This is a genomic window from Bradyrhizobium sp. ISRA464 (genome assembly GCF_029910095.1).
Lineage (GTDB): Bacteria > Pseudomonadota > Alphaproteobacteria > Rhizobiales > Xanthobacteraceae > Bradyrhizobium.
Genome location: NZ_CP094526.1, coordinates 4,955,589 through 4,974,606, shown reverse-complemented (window position 1 = coordinate 4,974,606; position 19,018 = coordinate 4,955,589). Strand labels below are relative to the sequence as shown.

General features: G+C 64.2%; 14 protein-coding genes. 11 read left to right on the top strand and 3 right to left on the bottom strand.

The window, feature by feature from the left end:
- Positions 1–62: 62 nt before the first annotated feature.
- The 4 genes from MTX19_RS23475 to MTX19_RS23460 all read left to right on the top strand — a co-directional run bounded on the left by MTX19_RS23475 (position 63) and on the right by MTX19_RS23460 (position 5,382).
- Positions 63–890, top strand: a complete 828-nt coding sequence (locus MTX19_RS23475) for an SDR family oxidoreductase (RefSeq protein ID WP_280979506.1) — start codon at positions 63–65, stop codon at positions 888–890.
- Between the two features lie 13 nt (positions 891–903).
- Positions 904–2,049, top strand: a complete 1,146-nt coding sequence (locus tag MTX19_RS23470; protein ID WP_280979505.1) for an acyl-CoA dehydrogenase family protein — start codon at positions 904–906, stop codon at positions 2,047–2,049.
- A gap of 397 nt (positions 2,050–2,446) precedes the next feature.
- Positions 2,447–4,111, top strand: a complete 1,665-nt coding sequence (locus tag MTX19_RS23465) for a thiamine pyrophosphate-binding protein (RefSeq protein ID WP_280979504.1) — start codon at positions 2,447–2,449, stop codon at positions 4,109–4,111.
- Positions 4,111–5,382, top strand: a complete 1,272-nt coding sequence (locus MTX19_RS23460) for an FAD-binding oxidoreductase (protein ID WP_280979503.1) — start codon at positions 4,111–4,113, stop codon at positions 5,380–5,382. Before MTX19_RS23465 ends, MTX19_RS23460 begins: the two co-directional genes overlap by 1 nt.
- A gap of 68 nt (positions 5,383–5,450) precedes the next feature.
- Here MTX19_RS23460 and MTX19_RS23455 read toward each other — a convergent pair whose 3' ends face one another.
- From MTX19_RS23455 to MTX19_RS23445, 3 genes are all read right to left on the bottom strand, one after another.
- Entirely contained in the window at positions 5,451–5,630 is a 180-nt protein-coding gene (locus MTX19_RS23455) for a hypothetical protein (RefSeq protein WP_280979502.1), read from the bottom strand.
- 487 nt (positions 5,631–6,117) lie between these two features.
- Complete coding sequence (locus tag MTX19_RS23450; RefSeq protein WP_280979501.1) at positions 6,118–8,061, bottom strand: PAS domain-containing sensor histidine kinase; 1,944 nt, start codon at positions 8,059–8,061, stop codon at positions 6,118–6,120.
- 1,227 nt (positions 8,062–9,288) lie between these two features.
- A complete protein-coding gene (locus MTX19_RS23445) occupies positions 9,289–10,266 on the bottom strand; it encodes an NADPH:quinone oxidoreductase family protein (protein WP_280979500.1) in 978 nt (325 codons plus the stop codon).
- Between the two features lie 278 nt (positions 10,267–10,544).
- Here MTX19_RS23445 and MTX19_RS23440 point away from each other — a divergent pair, with 278 nt between their 5' ends.
- The 7 genes from MTX19_RS23440 to MTX19_RS23410 all read left to right on the top strand — a co-directional run bounded on the left by MTX19_RS23440 (position 10,545) and on the right by MTX19_RS23410 (position 19,015).
- Positions 10,545–11,318 (top strand): MotA/TolQ/ExbB proton channel family protein, encoded by a 774-nt coding sequence (locus MTX19_RS23440; RefSeq protein ID WP_280979499.1) that lies wholly within the window; start codon positions 10,545–10,547, stop codon positions 11,316–11,318.
- 32 nt (positions 11,319–11,350) lie between these two features.
- A complete protein-coding gene (locus MTX19_RS23435) occupies positions 11,351–12,181 on the top strand; it encodes a flagellar motor protein MotB (protein ID WP_280979498.1) in 831 nt (276 codons plus the stop codon).
- Positions 12,182–12,293: 112 nt separating this feature from the next.
- Positions 12,294–14,192 (top strand): potassium transporter Kup, encoded by a 1,899-nt coding sequence (locus MTX19_RS23430; RefSeq protein WP_280972131.1) that lies wholly within the window; start codon positions 12,294–12,296, stop codon positions 14,190–14,192.
- A gap of 153 nt (positions 14,193–14,345) precedes the next feature.
- Entirely contained in the window at positions 14,346–16,271 is a 1,926-nt protein-coding gene (locus MTX19_RS23425; protein ID WP_280979497.1) for a potassium transporter Kup, read from the top strand.
- A 119-nt stretch (positions 16,272–16,390) separates the two neighbouring features.
- Positions 16,391–16,720, top strand: coding sequence for a rhodanese-like domain-containing protein (locus tag MTX19_RS23420; protein WP_280979496.1), 330 nt, complete (start codon positions 16,391–16,393; stop codon positions 16,718–16,720).
- A gap of 8 nt (positions 16,721–16,728) precedes the next feature.
- The gene (locus MTX19_RS23415; protein WP_280979495.1) at positions 16,729–17,898 is read left to right on the top strand and encodes an aminotransferase; all 1,170 of its coding nucleotides are present in this window, start codon (positions 16,729–16,731) and stop codon (positions 17,896–17,898) included.
- 7 nt (positions 17,899–17,905) lie between these two features.
- Positions 17,906–19,015 (top strand): polyamine ABC transporter substrate-binding protein, encoded by a 1,110-nt coding sequence (locus tag MTX19_RS23410; protein WP_280979494.1) that lies wholly within the window; start codon positions 17,906–17,908, stop codon positions 19,013–19,015.
- Positions 19,016–19,018 lie beyond the last annotated feature (3 nt).

Here is a 19,018-nt window from a genome sequence, read left to right as displayed (position 1 = left end):
CGTTCCGGCCTCCCCCCGCAAGCGGGAGAGGCAAAGAAGAGCGTCTTGTTGAGGGAGGAATCATGTCGAAACTGCAAGGCAAAGTTGCGCTCGTCTCCGGTTCGGGCCGCGGCATCGGGCGGGCGATCGCGCTGAAGCTCGCGAGCGAGGGCGCGCGCGTCGTGGTCAATGACCTCGATGCCGAGCCGGGCGATGCGGTCGCGGCCGAGATCAAGGCTGCGGGCGGCGAGGCGATCGCGGTCAACGGCAGCGTGACCGAGGCGGGCTTCGCCGATCGCTTCGTGGGTAGCGCGATGGAGCGCTTCGGCGGCCTCGACATCATCGTCAACAATGCCGGCTACACCTGGGACTCGACGATCCAGAAGATGACCGACGAGCAGTTCCAGGCGATGCTCTACGTCCACCTCGTCGCCCCGTTCCGTATCCTGCGCGCCGCGTCCGAGCCGATCCGGGTGATGGCGAAGCGGGAGGCGGAGGCCGGCCGCGAGGTGTTCCGCAAGGTCGTCAACATCTCCTCGATCGCGGGCCTTTACGGCAATGCCGGGCAGGCGAGCTATTCCTCGGCGAAGGCGTCGCTGATCGGGCTGACGCGGACGATGTGCAAGGAGTGGGGCCGCTACAAGGTCAACGTCAATTGCGTCGCCTTCGGCCTGATCAACACCCGTCTGACCCAGCCGATCGAGGCGCAGCAGAAGACCATCGACGTCGCGGGCCGCGACATCAAGGTCGGCGTTCAGCCGGAGATGCTGGAAGCCATGGGCCGAATGATCCCACTCGGCCGCGGCGGCACGCCCGAGGAGGCGGCGGACGCGGTCTATCTGTTCTGCTCGCCGGAATCGAACTACATCAGCGGTCAGGTGATCGTCGCCGGCGGCGGTCTGCTGATTTAATTGCGAGGGCATGATGCAATACCGATCGTCCTGGATGACCGAGGAGCTGGACACCTTCCGTGACCAGTTCCGCAAATTCCTCGCCAAGGATCTGGCGCCGCACGCCGAGACATGGCGCGCGCAGAAGCTGGTCGACCGCTCGGCCTGGCGCGCGCTCGGCGAGATGGGCGCGCTGCTGCCGAGCGTGCCGGAGGCCTATGGCGGCCTCGGCACCAGCTTCGCCTATGACGCCGCCGTGCTCGACGACCTCGAGAGCACCGTGCCGGAGCTGACGACCGGCGTCTCCGTGCACAGCGCGATCGTCGCGCACTACATCCTCAACTACGGCTCGGAGGAGCAGAAGAAGCGCTGGCTGCCGAAGATGGCGTCGGGCGAGATGGTCGGCGCCATCGCGATGACCGAGCCCGGCACCGGCTCCGATTTGCAGAGCGTCAAGACCACGGCGAAGAAGCAGGGCAATTCCTATGTTATCAACGGCCAGAAGACCTTCATCACCAACGGCCAGGCCGCCGACCTCGTCATCGTGGTCGTGCGCACCGGCGGTCCGGGCGCCAAGGGCCTTTCGCTGGTCGTCGTGGAGACCGAAGGCGCCGAGGGCTACCGGCGCGGCCGCAACCTCGACAAGATCGGCCTGCACGCCTCGGATACTTCCGAGCTGTTCTTCGACAATGTCGTGGTGCCGCCGGAAAACCTGCTCGGCGCCGAGGAGGGCAACGGTTTCGTGCAGCTGATGCAGCAACTGCCGCAGGAGCGGCTGTCGCTCGCGATCGGCGCCGTCGCCTCGATGGAGCGCGCGGTCAGGATCACCGCCGAGTACACCAAGGAGCGCAACGCATTCGGCAAGCCGCTGATCGAGTTCCAGAACACCGCCTTCAAGCTCGCCGAGCGCAAGACCGAGGCCATGATCGCCCGCGTGTTCGTCGATTGGTGCGTCGAGCGCCTGGTCGCCGGCGATCTCGATACGGTGACGGCCTCGATGGCAAAATGGTGGTGCTCGCAGAAGCAGGTCGAGACCGCGGACGAATGCCTCCAGCTCCACGGCGGCTACGGCTACATGCAGGAATATCCGATCTCGCGGATGTTCATTGATTCCCGCATCCAGAAGATCTATGGCGGCACCAACGAGATTATGAAGCTGTTGATCGCGCGCTCGCTGTAGGTGGGCAATCGTCCTGCTGCGTCACAAGCGCCATAACCCCTCATCCTGAGGAGCCGCGAAGCGGCGCCTCGAAGGATGCAGGCCAAAGGCGAGGCCTCATGGTTCGCCTCGCGATGCGAAGCATCGTCGAGACGCGCGTTCCGCGCTCCTCACCATGAGGGGCAACACGGCGCCCGCAGGCGGACGCGGCCCGCGCTGGGCCGATCGGGCAGCAACCGCCCGTTCTGCGGAAATCGGCGGCGCCGCGGCGCTGTCCTTGCCCTGCCGCATGGCTCGTCGTCGCCCTGGTATGCCGAGGCGACTTCGGCCTTGCGCCGTATTCCTGTCTATCATACCCCGGTTCGGACCAGATCCGCGCGAAGCCTCGACACGCGCCAATGTCCGTTAGGGAGCCCTCATGACCAAAAGCAATGCCCGCACCGGAGGCCAGATCCTGATCGACCAGCTGGTCGTGCAAGGGGTGGAGCGCATCACCTGCGTGCCGGGCGAGAGCTATCTCGCGGCGCTGGACGCCCTGCATGACAGCCCGATCGATGTGGTGATCTGTCGCGCCGAAGGCGGGGCGGCGATGATGGCGGAGGCCTATGGCAAGCTCACCGGACGTCCGGGCATCTGCTTCGTGACGCGTGGCCCCGGCTCGACCAATGCCGCCCATGGCGTGCACATCGCGATGCAGGACTCGACCCCGATGATCCTGTTCGTCGGCCAGGTCGATACCGGCATGCGCGAGCGCGAGGCCTTCCAGGAGCTCGACTACAAGGCGGTGTTCGGCACCATGGCGAAATGGGCGGTCGAGATCGATCGCCCGGACCGCATCCCGGAACTGGTCGCGCGCGCCTTCCGCGTCGCATTGCAGGGCCGCCCCGGTCCCGTCGTGATCGCGCTGCCCGAGAACATGCTCACCGAGACCGCTGCGGTCGCCGATGCGCCGCGCGTCGAGCCTGCGGCAACCTGGCCCGCGCCGTCAGATCTCGAGCGTCTCGGCGCGATGCTGGCCACCGCCAAGGCACCGATCGTCGTGCTCGGCGGCTCCGCCTGGACGGCGGACGCGGCCAAGGGCATCGCGCGCTTTGTCGAGCGGTTCGATCTGCCGGTTGCGACCTCGTTCCGCCGCGCCTCGCTGTTCGATGCCGACCACTCGCATTATGCCGGCGACCTCGGCATCGGCCCGAGTCCGAAACTAAAGGATCGCATCACCGGCGCCGACGTCATTCTGCTGATCGGCGGCCGCATGTCGGAAATGCCGTCGTCGTCCTACACGCTGCTCGACATTCCCGTTCCGCAGCAGAAGCTCATTCACGTCCATCCCGGCTCCGAAGAGCTCGGCCGCGTCTATCAGCCGGCGCTCGCGATCCAGGCAACGCCGGCCGCCTTCGCCGCCGCGGTCGAGACCATGAAGCCATCAGCAACGCCGGCCTGGAAGGGTGAGGCCGCGAACGCACACGCGGACTACCTCGCCTGGACCGAGAAGCCGCGCGAATTGCCGGGCAACTTCGAGTACGGCCAGGTCGTCACATGGCTGCGCGACCGGCTGCCGAAGGACGCGATCGTCTGCAACGGCGCCGGCAATTACGCCGGCTGGCTGCATCGCCACCATCGTTTCCACGCTTTCGCCGCCCAGCTTGCGCCGACCTCGGGCTCGATGGGCTACGGCGTGCCGGCCGCCGTGATGGCCAAGCGGCACTTTCCGGATCGCGTCGTCGTGGCGTTTGCCGGCGACGGCTGCTTCCTGATGAACGGGCAGGAGTTCGCCACCGCGGTTCAGTACGATGCGCCGCTGATCGTCGTCATCATCGACAACGCGCAATACGGCACCATCCGCATGCATCAGGAGCGTGACTATCCCGGCCGCGTCGTCGGCACGCAGCTGAAGAATCCGGACTTCGCGCTTTACGCCAAGGCGTTTGGCGGTCATGGCGAACGGGTCGAGCGCACCGAAGACTTCGCGCCGGCGTTCGAGCGCGCGCTGGCCTCCGGCAAGCCGGCGATCCTGCATTGCCTGGTCGATCAGCGCGCGCTGTCGGTCGGCAAGGACTTTGTGCCGCAGCAGGCCGCGCACTGATGGCCCAGCCCGCGGGCCGTCACGTTGCGATCATCGGTGCCGGCGCGGTCGGCGTGATCAGCGCCATCGAGGCGCTGCGCGAAGGCCACCGCGTCACGCTGATCGATCCGGGCGAGCCCGGCGGCACGCAGGCGGCGAGCTATGGCAATGCCGGCTGGCTGTCGTCGCATTCGGTGATCCCGCCGGCCGAGCCCGGCACCTGGAAGAAGGTCCCGGGCTATCTGATGGATCCGCTAGGGCCACTGGCGATCCGCTGGTCCTATCTGCCGAAGGCCTTGCCCTGGCTGGTCAGGTATCTGCTGTCGAGCTGGACCGAGGCCCAGGTCGAAGCCACTGCGCGAGCGATGCGCGATCTCTTGAAGGACGCGCCGCTGCTGCACAAGCAGCTCGCCGAGGAAGCCGGTGTGCCTGAGTTGATCGAGCGGCGAGGGGTGATGCACGTGTTCCCCGCGCGCGCGCCGTTCGACCGCGATCTCGGTTGGCGCATCCGCAAGCGCGTCGGCATCGAATGGCTGGAGCTCAATGAAGATGAGATGCGCCAGCGCGAGCCCGATCTCGACCCGCGCTACAAGTTCGGCGTCGTGGTGGAGGAGGCCGGGCGCTGCCGCGATCCCGGGGCCTATGTCGCAGCGCTAGCCAGCCACGCGATCGCGAACGGCGCCGTGCGCGTTGCGGCCAAGGCGACCGGCCTCAGGCTCCAGGATGACAAGCTCATCGCTGTTGCCACCGAGAGCGGGGAGATTGCCTGCGACGCCGCGGTCGTCGCCGCCGGTGCGCGCTCGAAGCAGCTTACCGCATCGATCGGCGATCCGCTGCCGTTGGAAACCGAGCGCGGCTATCACGTCATGATCGAGAACCCGGAATCGGGCCCGCGCAATTCGATGATGGCTTCAGACGCCAAGATGGTCGTTAACTGGACCGACAAGGGCCTCCGCGCGGCCGGCACGGTCGAGATCGCGGGGCTGGACGCCGAGCCGAACTGGAAACGCGCTGAGATCCTGCGTGACAATCTGCTCAGTATGTTCCCGAAATTGCCCAGGAATATTCCCGCGTCGCGCATCAAGACCTGGTTCGGCCACCGCCCGAGCATGCCCGACGGGCGGCCCTGCATCGGTTATGCGCGCGCCACCCGCGACGTCGTCTACGCATTCGGCCACGGCCATGTCGGCCTGGTCGGCTCGGCGCGCACCGGCCGGCTTGTCGCGCAATTGTTGAGCGGCAAGCAGCCGGAGATTCCGCTCGCGCCGTTTGCGCCGTCACGATTCCTGTAGCAGCGGCACCCGCCTCAGCTATTGCCGACCCACGCCGCGATGGCGGCCGGTGCGATCACGCGTCTTGGCTAGTGCGGGTTGATCGTCCCGGCGCTGACGTCTTCCGTTTGATCGAGCAGGCAGCTGGCAAAAACCTTGGCATCACGCTCGTTTGAGAACGTGCGTGTCTGGCGCGGGAAACGTTGGTGCCCGGCATCGGGATTACGCAACGCGAATGAAACGTACCAAATCGCCTTGTCAGTCGTCATTGTTTCGCCCCCGAGGGCGACCGCAGGGCTGATTTGTCCGATACTGAATATGCAGTTTGTGCCAAGACGAACAGGCCTTGAGTGTGGATGAATGGACCTGCCGGACACCTCGTGGCTCCCCAGCCCGGATGACGCAGAGTTCACCGTCGGTTTCTCAACCGCCGCGTCAACGACAATGCATCCGCGCATCGTTGGTTCCATCAAATGCAACCGCCGTGCGAGTGCCGCCGCTTGGTGCGATGAATTTGCCGTGCGGCGTACGCCTGAGCGAATAACATATCATAATGCCAGGTATCCGGAGCCTCCAGGCTCGGACACATGCAGGCGCTGCGCCACGGCTCGCCGCATCGGTACGGGAGGCGCCTTGGTCGCTTCGGTTCGTCAGGCGATCACTGGTCGCGCTCCAACCGCAGAAACAGCGGCATCCTTGTGCTGCAGCGGTTGAGACCAGCCGAAAAACGACATCCGCAGCCCGTCGCGGCCCGTGTTAGCGGCGGTCGAGCATTTCCCGAACCCGCAGCGCGAGCTTGGCTTGCGACACCGGCTTCTCCAGCAGCTCCACGCCCCGGTCTAACCTGCCATGGTGCATGATCGCGTTGCGGGAGTAGCCGGTCATGTAGAGGATCTTCAGTCCGGGCCGCATCTCGGCTGCGCGCTTTCCGAATTCACGTCCGTTCATGCCCGGCATGACTACATCGGTGAGGACGAGGTCGATATGCCGCCGTTCCAGCAGGATCTTCAGGGCTGTTTGCGCATTCGATGCCGTCAATACGCGGTAGTTCAGCTCGCGCAGCAGGTCGCCGATGTAGATGCGAAGACTCTCGTCATCTTCAACGACCAGGATCGTTTCAGCTCTGTTCGACGCCACTTCAGTGAAGGGCTCATCGCTCTCTTTCCTGGCGGCCGCGCCGCAGTAGCGCGGGAAGTACATCTTGATGCTGGTGCCCTGACCGACCTCGCTGTAGATCTTCGTGTGACCGCCGGACTGCTTCACGAAACCATACAACTGGCTCAGGCCGAGGCCGGTACCCTGTCCGGCTTCCTTGGTGGTGAAGAATGGCTCGAAGGCATGGCTCAGCGTGTCGGCGCTCATCCCGACGCCGGTGTCCGTCACGCCGACCACCACGTACTGGCCCGGGCTGAGCTCCGGATTTCGCGCGCTATAATCGTGATCCGCGGATATGTTCGCCGCCTCGAGCGTAAGCTTGCCGCCGTCCGGCATCGCGTCGCGCGCGTTGATGGCGAGATTGACGATGACGGACTCCAGGTGGTTGGGGTCCACCTCGATCTGCCAGAGCCCGGCGCTGCCGATGGCATGGACCTCGATCCGCTCGCCGAGCGTCCGCTGCAGAAAGTCCTGCAGTCCGTTGAGAAAATTGTTCAGATCGATCGGTTTGGGGTCGAGGGCCTGGCGTCGCGAGAAGGCGAGCAGGCGGCTGGTCAAGCCCGCGGCGCGCTGGGCGCCGCGCTTGGCATAGGACAGCGCACGTTGAAAGGCCGCATTGTCGGCAAGCTGCCTGCCGTGGCGCTCGATCGTTTCAAGGTTGCCCAGGACGATCATCAGCAGATTGTTGAAATCGTGCGCGATGCCGCCGCTCAACTGTCCGACCGCTTCGAGCTTTTGCGAGGCAAGCAATTGGTCCTGGACCTTGGCCAGCGCCTCCTGAGCTTCACGTCGCTCGCTTATGTCGCGGGTGACCTTGGCAAATCCGACCAGCGCGCCGCTTTCATCAACGATCCTGTCGATGACAACGGATGCCCAAAATCTTGAGCCGTCCTTCCGAACACGCCATCCCTCGGATTCAAACCGACCGTTTTGCGCGGCTTCTTCGAGCGCGCGGCGCGGGATTCCGGCGGCGCGATCCTCATCGGTATAGAAGCGCGAGAAATGCTGGCCGATGATCTCTTCAGGCGCGTAGCCCTTGATCCGCTCGGCGCCGGGGTTCCAGGTGACGATGGCGCCCGTGGCATCGAGCTGGAAAATGGCATAGTCAACGACCGCTTCGATCAGCCGGCGATAGCGCTGTTCGCTTTCCAGGAGAGCTTGGGTGGCTTCCTGACGCTCTGTGACGTCGCGCGTGACCTTGGCAAATCCGATCAGCGACCCGTCGCGATCCCTCACGGCCTCGATCACCGCGATAGCCCAGAAACGGCTTCCGTCCTTGCGGACGCGCCATCCTTCCGAGGTAAAGCGTCCTTGCTCGGTGGCGGTCGCCAACGCCTTCTGCGGCAGTCCGGCGGCCTGATCCTCAGGCGTGTAGAAAAGTGAGAAAGACCGCCCGATGATCTCGCCGGCGCTATATCCCTTCAGTCGAGCCGCCCCGGAATTCCAGCTCGCGACCGTGCCATCAGGCTCAACGAAATAAATCGCGTAGTCAACTATGGCGTCGATCAGCAGCTGCAGCCGTTGACCGTCCGTAATGTTTACCATGCCTGGATTCATTCGCGGAGATCGCCCCTTTTTGTTTAATGGTCTTGTCACCTGCGTCCACCAACTCCAGCAAATTCAGTCGGTTCCTAAGCCGAGATGATGCATGGTCCGGAATTTTGGGGGTGCGCTGTTGCATCTCACGACACATGAACTGCATCTCATGCAACGTGCCGACGGCAAGTGACGGAGCGTCGGGTTTCGACTGCGTCGAGTGCCGGGGTTTCGTCCGCTTCTTCAAACTCGATCTGGATGCGGACACTCTTCGCCACGGAGAACCTCCCTCCTGGAGACCGATGTCCATGCAGCCCGATGACTCGCGCGCGAGACGTGCCGGTTGGGCAACTCAGTGTTGCTTCACAGATTTTCTCCGCTGTCCAGTGCTCGCGCAAGAAATTTTTCTGTTTATCAGAAGTGCAACTCAGCGTATGATCCGACCCGTCTCACCCGCTTGAGGGGCGCTTCGCGATCGTCACGAGTGTTGGGTCGAGATGCGGTGGACGCCGAGTGCGCAACTGACGAGTGCGTATGAGGCGGACGGTGAAGTCGTGCAGGCCTGACGCCCTAGTGGCAGGTGTCTCATCAGCAAGAGACGAGTTCTCTCGCTGATGACGGTGACAACAAAGCCCAGTCTCGCCGGGGAGAGCACGTATAAGCCGTAACCCATCGCGCAGGGAAAGCCGGGATCGTTCCGGTTTCACCTGTGGTCCTACCTCCCGAGCTTTCCATTTGCTCGGGACCCATGGGTGCGATCGGCACCCGGCTTTCCCTGCGCCCTCTGATCAAGAGAGGGCGGAACGAAGCGCAAAACTCGGACAAATCATGTCGCGAGAAGGCGAACTTGCGTCCTCGAAGCTGCCTAGCAATTGAACCGCAGGGCCAACCACGTCATTGACAATTGCGAGCGGAGCGAAGCAATCCATTGTGGAGCATACGCGGGACGATGGATTGCTTCGTCGCTTCGCTCCTCGCAATGACGGAGCGTGATATTGGACCGCGCCACACCCTCGCTGTCGTCCTGGCGCAAAGCGAGGACCCATTACCCCAAATGTCAGTTGTCGCGCGACGCTGGGGCCAAGGTCGCGTTCATCACCAAATGCGGTTGTTATGGTCCTGGCTTTGGCCAGGACGACAAACAACGAGTCCCGTTCACAACACCGGCCTCTGCGTATGGGTCCCCGCCTTCGCCGGGACGACGGCGAAGGTGAGGCGACCGCAGTGCTTCTCTCGCTATCCGATCTTCACCACCATCTTCCCCAGGGCCGCGCGGGTCTGCATGGTCTTGAACGCAGCACGGAAGTCGTCGAAAGCGAACACCTTGCCGACCACCGGCGTCAGTTGTCCATTGTTCAGCCAGGCCGACAATTGCGTCATCACGCGCGCCTGCGCGTCCGGCTCGCGGCGGGCGATCTGGGCAGCGTCGACGCCGATCAGGAGGCCGCCCTTCAGGAGCGGCAGGTTGAAGGGCAGTGCCGGGATGTGGCCTGCGGCAAAGCCGATCACGAGATGACGGCCGTTCCAGGCGATCGAGCGGAAGGCCTGCACCGACACCTCGCCGCCGACCGGATCGAAGATCACGTCGGCGCCGTGACCACCGGTCGCTTCCTTCAGCGCGTCGCGCCAGTCCGGCCTGGTGTAGTCGATCACCGCATCGGCGCCGAAGCTTGCGGCGAAGTTGCGCTTCTCCTCGGTCGAGGCCGCGGCGATGACGCGCGCGCCGAGCAGCTTGCCGATCTGGATCGCGGCAATCCCGGTGCCGCCGGCGGCGCCGAGGACAAGCAGTTGCTCGCCGGCGCGGAGCGAGCCGCGCTCGCCGAGCGCATAGAGCGCGGTGAGGTAGTTGGTGCGGAAGGCGGCGCCGGCCTCCATCGACAGCCCGTCGGGCATGATCTCGACCGCTGTGGCCGGTACGACGATATGCTCGGCCAATGCGCCCGAGCGCGCCGCGCCCATCACCCGCATGCCCGGCGTGAAGCCGGTGACGTCGTTGGCGACGGCATCGACCACACCGGCGAACTCCGCGCCGGGGGTGAACGGCAGGGGATCCTTGGTCTGGTAGCGGCCCTCGACCTTCAGTCCATCAACGAAGCCGATGCTCGCGGCCTGCACCCGGACACGGAGCTGGCCCGGCCCGGCCTCGGGCGTAACGACCTCCTTCAGCCCGATCTGATCGATGGGCGCATATTGCTCGACAACGACGGCCTTCATCTTGTCCTTCTCGCTGGTTCGTTTGCTCACAGGCGAAAAGCTATCTCATGTCCGTTGTTCTACGGGGAGGGCCTTTCTGAGTGCCGCAGCGGCGGTCGTAGTGGAAAGCCAGCATCTTCAACGACATCCTCCGGAGAGAGGTGTTTACCCGTTGTTATCCCTACCAAATTCGGTAACGCGTCCTTAATCGCATTAACGTTAGGGTTCTGCCACGTGGCCCGCCCTGGGCTGCGCACCGCCCAGGACAGGCGGGGGTCGCGTTCGCGTTGGAGTTCCTCATGGATATCATGACAGGCGCCGGGCTGTTGGCTGGCACGATTGTCATTTCGGTCATGATGTTCATGGGCGGCGACCTGCATATGTTCATCTCCGAGCACGCGATCATCATCATCTTCGGCGGGTCGATCTCGGCGACGATGATCCGCTTTCCGCTCGGCGTGATGCTGCATGGCCTGCCGCTCGGTGCGAAATACGCCTTCACCATGAGCCGGCTGTCGGCCCGCGACCTCGTCGATGAGCTCGCCCGCATCGCCGAGATCGCCCGCAAGCAGGGCCCGGTCGGGCTCGAAAAGGTGGAGACCGACGAGCCGTTCCTCGCCAAGGGAATCCGTTACGTCGCTGACGGTTACGACCTCGAGTTCATCCGCGACAACATGGAGCGCGACCGCGACAATTTCCTGATGCACCTCGACGAGGGCAGCAAGATCTACCGCGCAATCGGCGACTGCGCGCCGGCGTTCGGCATGATCGGCACCCTGATCGGCATGGTGCAGATGTTCGCCAACATGACCGACCCCTCCAAGCTCGGTCCGTTCATGGCGACCGCGCTGCTCGCGACCCTGTACGGCGCATTGGTCGCCAACCTGTTCTGCCTGCCAATCGCCGACAAGCTGCACGGCAAGCTGCTCGACGAGGAGACCAACCGCACGCTGATCATCGACGGCATCCTGATGATCCGCGACTCCAAGAGCCCGGCGCTGGTCCGCGAAATGCTGCTGGCCTATCTGCCGGAGAAGCATCGCCAGGAGGAGGGTGAGCCCGTTCCGGCCTGACGGCCCGGACCGGCGCTCTCGGGAAAGCAGCGATGGCCAAGAAGAAGCGCGGCGACGCCCATAGCGGAGGTCACGGCTGGTTCGTGACGTTCGCCGACCTGATGGGACTGATGATGAGCTTCTTTGTGATGCTCGTCGCTTTCTCCACCATGGACAACAACAAGCTGAAGATCGTCGCCGGCTCAATGCGCGACGCCTTCGGCGTGCAGACCAATGTACGCTATTCCGGCATCGTCGAATCCGACGGCCTGCCGACGCGGCCGAGGCTGAAGAATGTCGACCACATCTCGCCGGATGAATCCTCAGCCAATCCGACGCCGGACGAGAAGGAGCGCAGTCAGCTCAACGGCGCGCGGCTGAAGATCGACCGCGAGTTCGCGCTGGCCTCCGCCTCGCTCAGGCAGGCGCTGCAGGACATGCCGGAGCTGACCGAGATCTCCAAGAACATCATGTTCGAGGAGACCAAGGAGGGCCTCAACCTCGAGATCGTCGACCAGGACGGCCGCTCGATGTTCGCCGACGGCTCCAAGGAGCCGTATGACCGCACCCGCTGGCTGATCCAGAAGCTCGCCGCGCCGCTGAAGGCGACGCCGCTCCGGATCGCAATCGTAGGACATACTGCCGCAGGCTTCGTGCCGGCGCGCAGCGACTACGACGCTTTCGACCTGTCCGCGGACCGCGCCAATGTGGTGCGCCAGATCCTGGAGCGGGAAGGCTTGCCGCCGTCCCATATCTTCGCGGTGTCGGGCAAGGCCGACGGCGAGCCGCTGTTTCCTGACGATCCGACGCTTCCCGCGAACCGTCGCGTGACCATCACGTTGATGCGCGAAAATCCGCCATTGCCGCCGGACTTGAAGCCTTAAGCTCTAGTTACCATGTTACCGTCGATCTGGCCGTGTTGCTCGGTTGACACGCACGGCCGAAGCGTCGATAGCCGCGCGGATCAAATCAACCGATCGAGCGTTCCAACTCGTCATGGCTGTTAGCGTCTCATCTACCGAGGCCCAGGAGGGGCAAGCCACCTCGGGCTTCTGGGCCCTGACGTTGGGCAGCATCGGCGTGGTGTTCGGCGATATCGGAACTTCGCCGCTCTACGCATTCCGCGAGGCGGTCGGCGGCGCCGCGCACGGCCAGCCGGTCACCCGCATCATGGTGCTCGGCGTGCTCAGCCTGATCCTGTGGGCGCTGTTCACCGTCGTCACCGCGAAATACGTGCTGCTGCTGCTGCGCGCCGACAACAATGGCGAGGGCGGCACATTGTCCTTGATGGCGCTCGGCCAGCGCGCGATCGGACGCCGCAGCTGGCCGCTGCTGGTGCTCGGCGTGATCGGCGCCTCGATGTTCATCGGCGATTCCATGATCACGCCGGCGATCTCGGTGCTGTCGGCGGTCGAAGGCCTCAAGCTCGCCACCCCGCATCTCGAGCACTATGTGGTGCCGCTGACGATCCTGATTCTCGTCCTGCTGTTCTCGGTGCAGAGCAGCGGCACCGCGCGGGTCGCCTCGGCCTTCGGGCCGGTGATGGTGGTGTGGTTCGCCACGCTGGCGGCGATGGGGCTCGCGCATATCTCCGACAATCCGTCGGTGCTGGCGGCGATCAATCCGTATTACGCGGTCCAGTTCATGCTGACCCACGGCACCATCGGCCTGGTGACGCTGGGCGCGGTGTTCCTTGCGGTGACCGGCGGCGAGGCGCTGTATGCCGATCTCGGGCATTTCGGACGTAAGCCGATCCAGTCCGGTTGGCTGTTCTTCGTGTTGCCGGCGCTGCTGCTGAACTATTTCGGGCAGGGCGCGCTGGTGCTGTCCGATCCGGCGGCGATCGAGAACTCGTTTTACCGCATGGTTCCGGATGTGCTGCTGCTGCCGCTCGTGGTGCTGGCAACGGTTGCGACCGTGATCGCAAGCCAGGCCGTCATCACCGGCGCCTATTCGCTGATCAGCCAGGCGGTGCAGCTCGGGCTGCTGCCGCGCTTCGAGGTCCGCTACACCTCGGAGACCCATGCCGGCCAGATCTATCTGCCGCGCGTCAACCGGCTGCTGCTGGTCGGCGTGCTGCTGCTGGTGCTGCTGTTCCGCACCTCGAGTGGGCTCGCCTCGGCTTACGGCATCGCGGTGTCCACGACCATGGTCGCCGACGGCATCATGGGCTTCATCGTGATCTGGAAATTGTGGAACTGGCGTGTGGCGTCGGCGGCGGTCGTGATCCTGCCGTTCGTGATCGTCGACATGACCTTCTTCAGCGCCAATCTCTTGAAGCTGCTCGAGGGTGCCTGGGTGCCGCTGCTGTTCGGCGCGACCGTGGCGATCATGATCTGGACCTGGCTGCGCGGCGCTGCGATCCTGGTTGCGAAGACCCGCCGCACTGAGGTGCCGCTGCGCGATCTGATCCAAAGCCTGGAGAAGCGGCCGCCGCACATCGTGAAGGGCACTGCGGTGTTCCTCACCAGTGATCCAAACTTCGTGCCGACCGCGCTGTTGCATAATCTCAAGCACAATAAGGTGCTGCATGAGCACAACGTGGTCCTGACCATCGAGACTGCGCCGACGCCGCGCGTCGATCTCTCCGAGCGCGTGCACATGGCGAAGATCAGCGACAAGTTCTCCACCGTGCGGCTGCGCTTCGGTTACATGGAATCGCCGAATGTGCCGAAGGCGCTGGCGATCGCGCGCAAGCTCGGCTGGCAGTTCGACATCATGGCGACGTCATTCTTCGTCTCGCGCCGGTCGTTGAAGCCGGCTGCACAGTCCGGCATGCCGCAATGGCAGGATCACCTTTTCATCGCGATGAGCCGGTCGGCCAACGATGCCATCGACTATTTTCAGATCCCGACCGGGCGGGTCGTTGAAGTCGGTACTCAGGTAACTATCTGATGCGGCTAAAGGAATCGGAAATGTACGCGCACCGACCCATGCATGAGATGCATGGCTGGGGCCTGAATGCGCGCTAACCTATGCATTCCGGCCGGGAGTATAGCCCCCGCCTTGTATTGTGCGGTGCGGTAAAAGATAGAGGCACAGCTTCCCATGTCATTCGAGAGCGCGATCACCGCGGCGGAAACGCCCGCGGCCAATGGGCATGGCGAGGCGCATTCCACTGCGGGCTTCAAGGCCCTGATGCTCGGCAGCATCGGTGTCGTCTATGGCGACATCGGCACCAGCCCGCTATACGCGCTGCGCGAGGCCGTCGTCGCTGCGAGCGGCGGTGAAGCGGGCGTGACCGCCCACGCCGTGCTCGGCGTGATCTCGCTGATCCTGTGGGCGCTGATCATCGTCGTCACGCTGAAATATGTCGTGATCCTGCTTCGCGCCGACAACAACGGCGAGGGCGGTACGCTGGCGCTGATGGCGCTGGCGCAGCGCGCCGCGACCAAGGGCGCCGCCGCGATCGTGCTGCTCGGCATCATCAGCGGCGCATTGTTCTACGGCGACGCCGTCATCACCCCGGCGCTGTCGGTGCTATCGGCGATCGAAGGTATCAAGCTGGTCACGGCGACCTTCGATCCCTACGTCGTCCCGATCACGGTGATCATCCTGGTCCTGCTGTTCTCGGTGCAGTCGCGCGGCACGGCGCGCGTCGCAGCCTTCTTCGGCCCCGTGATGGGCGTGTGGTTCGCGGTGATCGCGATCGCAGCGCTGCCGCAGATCGCGCGGCATCCCGAAGTCTTGTACGCGTTCAATCCGGTCCTGGCGGTGTCGTTCATGCTGCATCACGGCGTGATCGGTTTCATCACGCTCGGTGCGGTCTTCCTTGCCGTGACCGGCGCCGAGGCGCTCTATGCCGACCTCGGCCATTTCGGCAAGCGCCCGATCCAGACCGCGTGGCTGTTCATCGTGCTGCCCTCGCTGGCGCTGAACTATCTGGGGCAGGGGGCGCTCCTGATCGGTGACCCCAAGGGAATCGAGAACCCGTTCTTCCTGATGTTCCCGGACTGGGCGCTGATCCCGATGGTCGCGCTTGCGGCCGTGGCGACCGTGATCGCAAGCCAGGCGGTCATCACCGGCGCCTATTCACTGACGCGGCAGGCGATCCAGCTTGGCCTGCTGCCGCGGTTTGAGATCCGCCACACCTCGGAAGCGCATTCCGGGCAGATCTTTATGCCGCGCATCAACCGCATGCTGTTCATCGCGGTCATCGTGCTGGTCCTGATGTTCCGCTCCTCGAGCGCACTGGCCTCAGCCTACGGCATCTCCGTGACCGGCACCATGGTGGTGACCGCGATGATGGGCTTTGTCGTGATCTGGCGGGTCTGGAGATGGTCACCGATCGCGGCCGCCGCGCTGGTCGCGCCGTTCCTGTTCCTTGATCTCACTTTCCTTGCCGCCAATCTCCTGAAGGTATTCGAGGGCGGCTGGGTGCCGCTTGCGCTCGGCGGTGCCATGATCGTCTTGATGTACACCTGGCGCCACGGCAGCCGGCTGCTATTCGAGAAGTCACGCAAGCTGGAATTTCCGCTCGCCGATCTTGTCGCGATGCTGGAGAAGCGGCCGCCGCAGCGGGTCTCCGGCACCGCGGTGTTCCTGACCAGCGATCCCGTCAGCGCGCCGACCGCGCTGATGCACAGCCTCAAGCACTACAAGGTGCTGCACGAGAAGAACGTCATCCTCACCATCGAAACCGCGCCGACGCCGCGCATCGATCCCTCCGAACGCGTTCGGATGGAGCAACTCAGCGAGACCTTCTCCAAGGTGACGCTGAAGTTCGGCTTCATGGAATCGCCGAACGTACCGAAGACGCTGGCGATCGCCCGCAAGCTCGGCTGGCAGTTCGACATCATGTCGACGTCGTTCTTCCTGTCCCGCCGCGCGCTGAAGCCGGCCGCCCATTCCGGGATGCCGCGCTGGCAGGACCATCTGTTCATCGCCTTGAGCCGCGCGTCCAACGACGCCACCGACTATTTCCAGATCCCGACCGGGCGGGTGGTCGAGGTCGGCACCCAAGTCACGATCTAGCTCAAAGCAAGGCCGTAACCCGTTTCGGACGCTTGATTTTCTCCGCGCGAGAGGCGACTTTGCGGCCCGGACCGGCGGGGGCGCGCAGCCGGCCAAACTGATGTCGGGAGGATTTTTCCGTGGCGGACCACAAGGTGCAAGATTTGTTTCCGGACGAGGTGTCGAAGGGAATAGCGGATGGACGCTATCTCCTGGTCGACGTCCGCGAGCCCAATGAGGTCGCTGTCGAGGCCTATCCCGATGGCGTTGTCGTGCCGCTGTCGACCTTCGACCCGGCGGCGATTCCCGATCCAAAGGGCAGGCAGGTGGTGTTCGCCTGCCGCTCCGGCAAGCGCTCGGTGACGGCATCGCTGGCCGCCCAGGCCGCGGGCCTGCCGTACGACAAGCATCTGGCGGGCGGCATCATCGGCTGGAAGGCTGCGGGATTGCCCACCAGGACGGGCGGCTGATCTCCGACATGATTTCCATGAACAAGGTCTTCGCGGACCTTCCGGTCACGATCTTCGAGGCGATGTCGCAGGCCGCGCGCGACAACAACGCCATCAATCTTGGACAGGGTTTTCCCGACGATCCCGGACCGGAGGATATCCGCCGCGCCGCCGCGGACGCCTCGGTCAACGGCTACAACCAGTATCCGTCGATGATGGGCATTCCCGAGCTTCGCCAGGCGATCGCCTCGCACTACGGCCGTTGGCACGGCCTCACGCTCGATCCGATGACCGAGGTGATGGTGACGTCCGGGGGCACCGAGGCGCTGACCTCCGCGATCCTCGCCGTCGTTGAGCCGGGCGATGAAGTGATCGTGTTTCAGCCGGTGTATGATTCCTATCTGCCGATCATCCGTCAGGCCGGCGGCATTCCGCGACTGTTGCGTCTCGAGCCGCCGCACTGGCGGCTCAACGAGGAGATGTTGAGGGGCGCCTTCAATCACAAGACCAAGGCGGTGCTGTTCAACAATCCGCTCAATCCGGCAGCGGTGGTCTATCCGCGCGAGGACCTCGAACTGCTTGCGCGGTTCTGCCAGGAATTCGACAGCGTTGCGATCTGCGACGAGGTCTGGGAGCACGTGGTGTTCGACGGCCGCGAGCACATCCCGCTGATCACGATCCCGGGCATGCGCGACCGCACCATCAAGGTCGGCAGCGCCGGCAAGATCTTCTCGCTGACGGGATGGAAGATCGGCTTCGTCTGCGCCGCGCCGCCGCTGTTGCGGGTCGCCGCGAAGGTGCATCAGTTCCTCACTTTCACGACGGCGCCCAATCTGCAGGCCGCCGTCGCCTACGGCCTCAACAAGCCGGACGATTACTTCCTGAACATGCGCAACGATATGGCGCGGAGCCGGGACCGCCTGACCAAGGGGCTCGAAAGCCTCGGCTTTCCCGTGCTGAAGTCGCAGGGGACCTACTTCCTCACCGTGGACCTGTCGCCGCTCGGGCTCAACGAGACCGATGCGGAGTTCTGCTGGCGCATCGTCAAGGACTACAAGGTCGCGGCGATACCGGTGTCGGCGTTCTACGAGCAGGACGCGGTGACGTCGGTCGTGCGTTTTTGCTTTGCCAAGAAGGACGCAACGCTCGACACCGCGTTGGAGCGTCTGTCGGACGCGGTCCAACGCCGCAGGAGGTAAGCTCGGAATGCGAGAGCTGAGCCGCCGTCACTTGTACCTGATCGGTGCCGTCGCCGCGGCTTTGCTCTTGTCCGTCTCCGCCCATGCGCAAGAGCGCACGGTCAACTTCTACAACTGGTCGAACTACATGGCGCCGGGAGTCCTGGAGGACTTCACCAAGGAGACCGGCATCAAGGTCGTCTACGACACGTTCGACGCCAACGAGACGCTGGAGACGCGGCTGCTCGCGGGCAAATCGGGCTACGACGTTGTCGTGCCGACCGGCTATTTCCTGCAGCGTCAGATCACTGCCAAGGTGTTCTTGCCGCTCGACAAGTCGAAACTGCCGAACCTCGCCAATGCATGGCCCGTGGTGACCAAGCAGCTCGCGACCTACGACCCCGGCAATAGGTACGGCGCCAACTACATGTGGGGCACCACCGGCATCGGCTACAACGTCAAGAAGGCGCAGCAGATCCTGGGGCCCGAAGCGAAGATCGACAGCTGGGACATGGTGTTCAAGCCGGAGAACCTCGCCAAGTTCAAGGATTGCGGGATCCACATGTTGGACTCGCCCGACGATATCCTGCCGGCGGCCCTGAACTATCTCGGGCTCGATCCGAATTCGACCAAGCAGGCAGACCTCGAGAAGGCCGCCGAGCTCGTCATGAAGATCCGGCCCTATGTGCGCAAATTCCACTCGTCCGAATATCTCAGCGCGTTGGCCTCGGGCGAGATCTGCTTCGTGGTCGGATGGTCGGGCGACATCATGCAGGCGCGCAGCCGCGCCGCGGAGGCCAGGACCGGAGTCGAGATCGGCTACACGATTCCAAAGGAGGGGGCGCAGATGTTCTTCGACAATCTCGCGATCCCTGCGGACGCGAAGAATGTCGAGGAGGCCTATGCGCTGATCAACTACCTCTACCGTCCCGATGTCGCCGCGAAGAATTCGAATTTCCTTTCCTACGCCAACGGCAATCTGGCGAGCCAGAAGCTGATCGATCCGAAGATCTTCAACGACAAGAACATCTATCCCGACGAGGCAATGCAGAAGAAGCTGTTCGTGATCACCGCGCGCGATCCCGCCACGCAGCGGATCATCAACCGGCTGTGGACCCGGGTGAAGACGGGGCGGTGACGC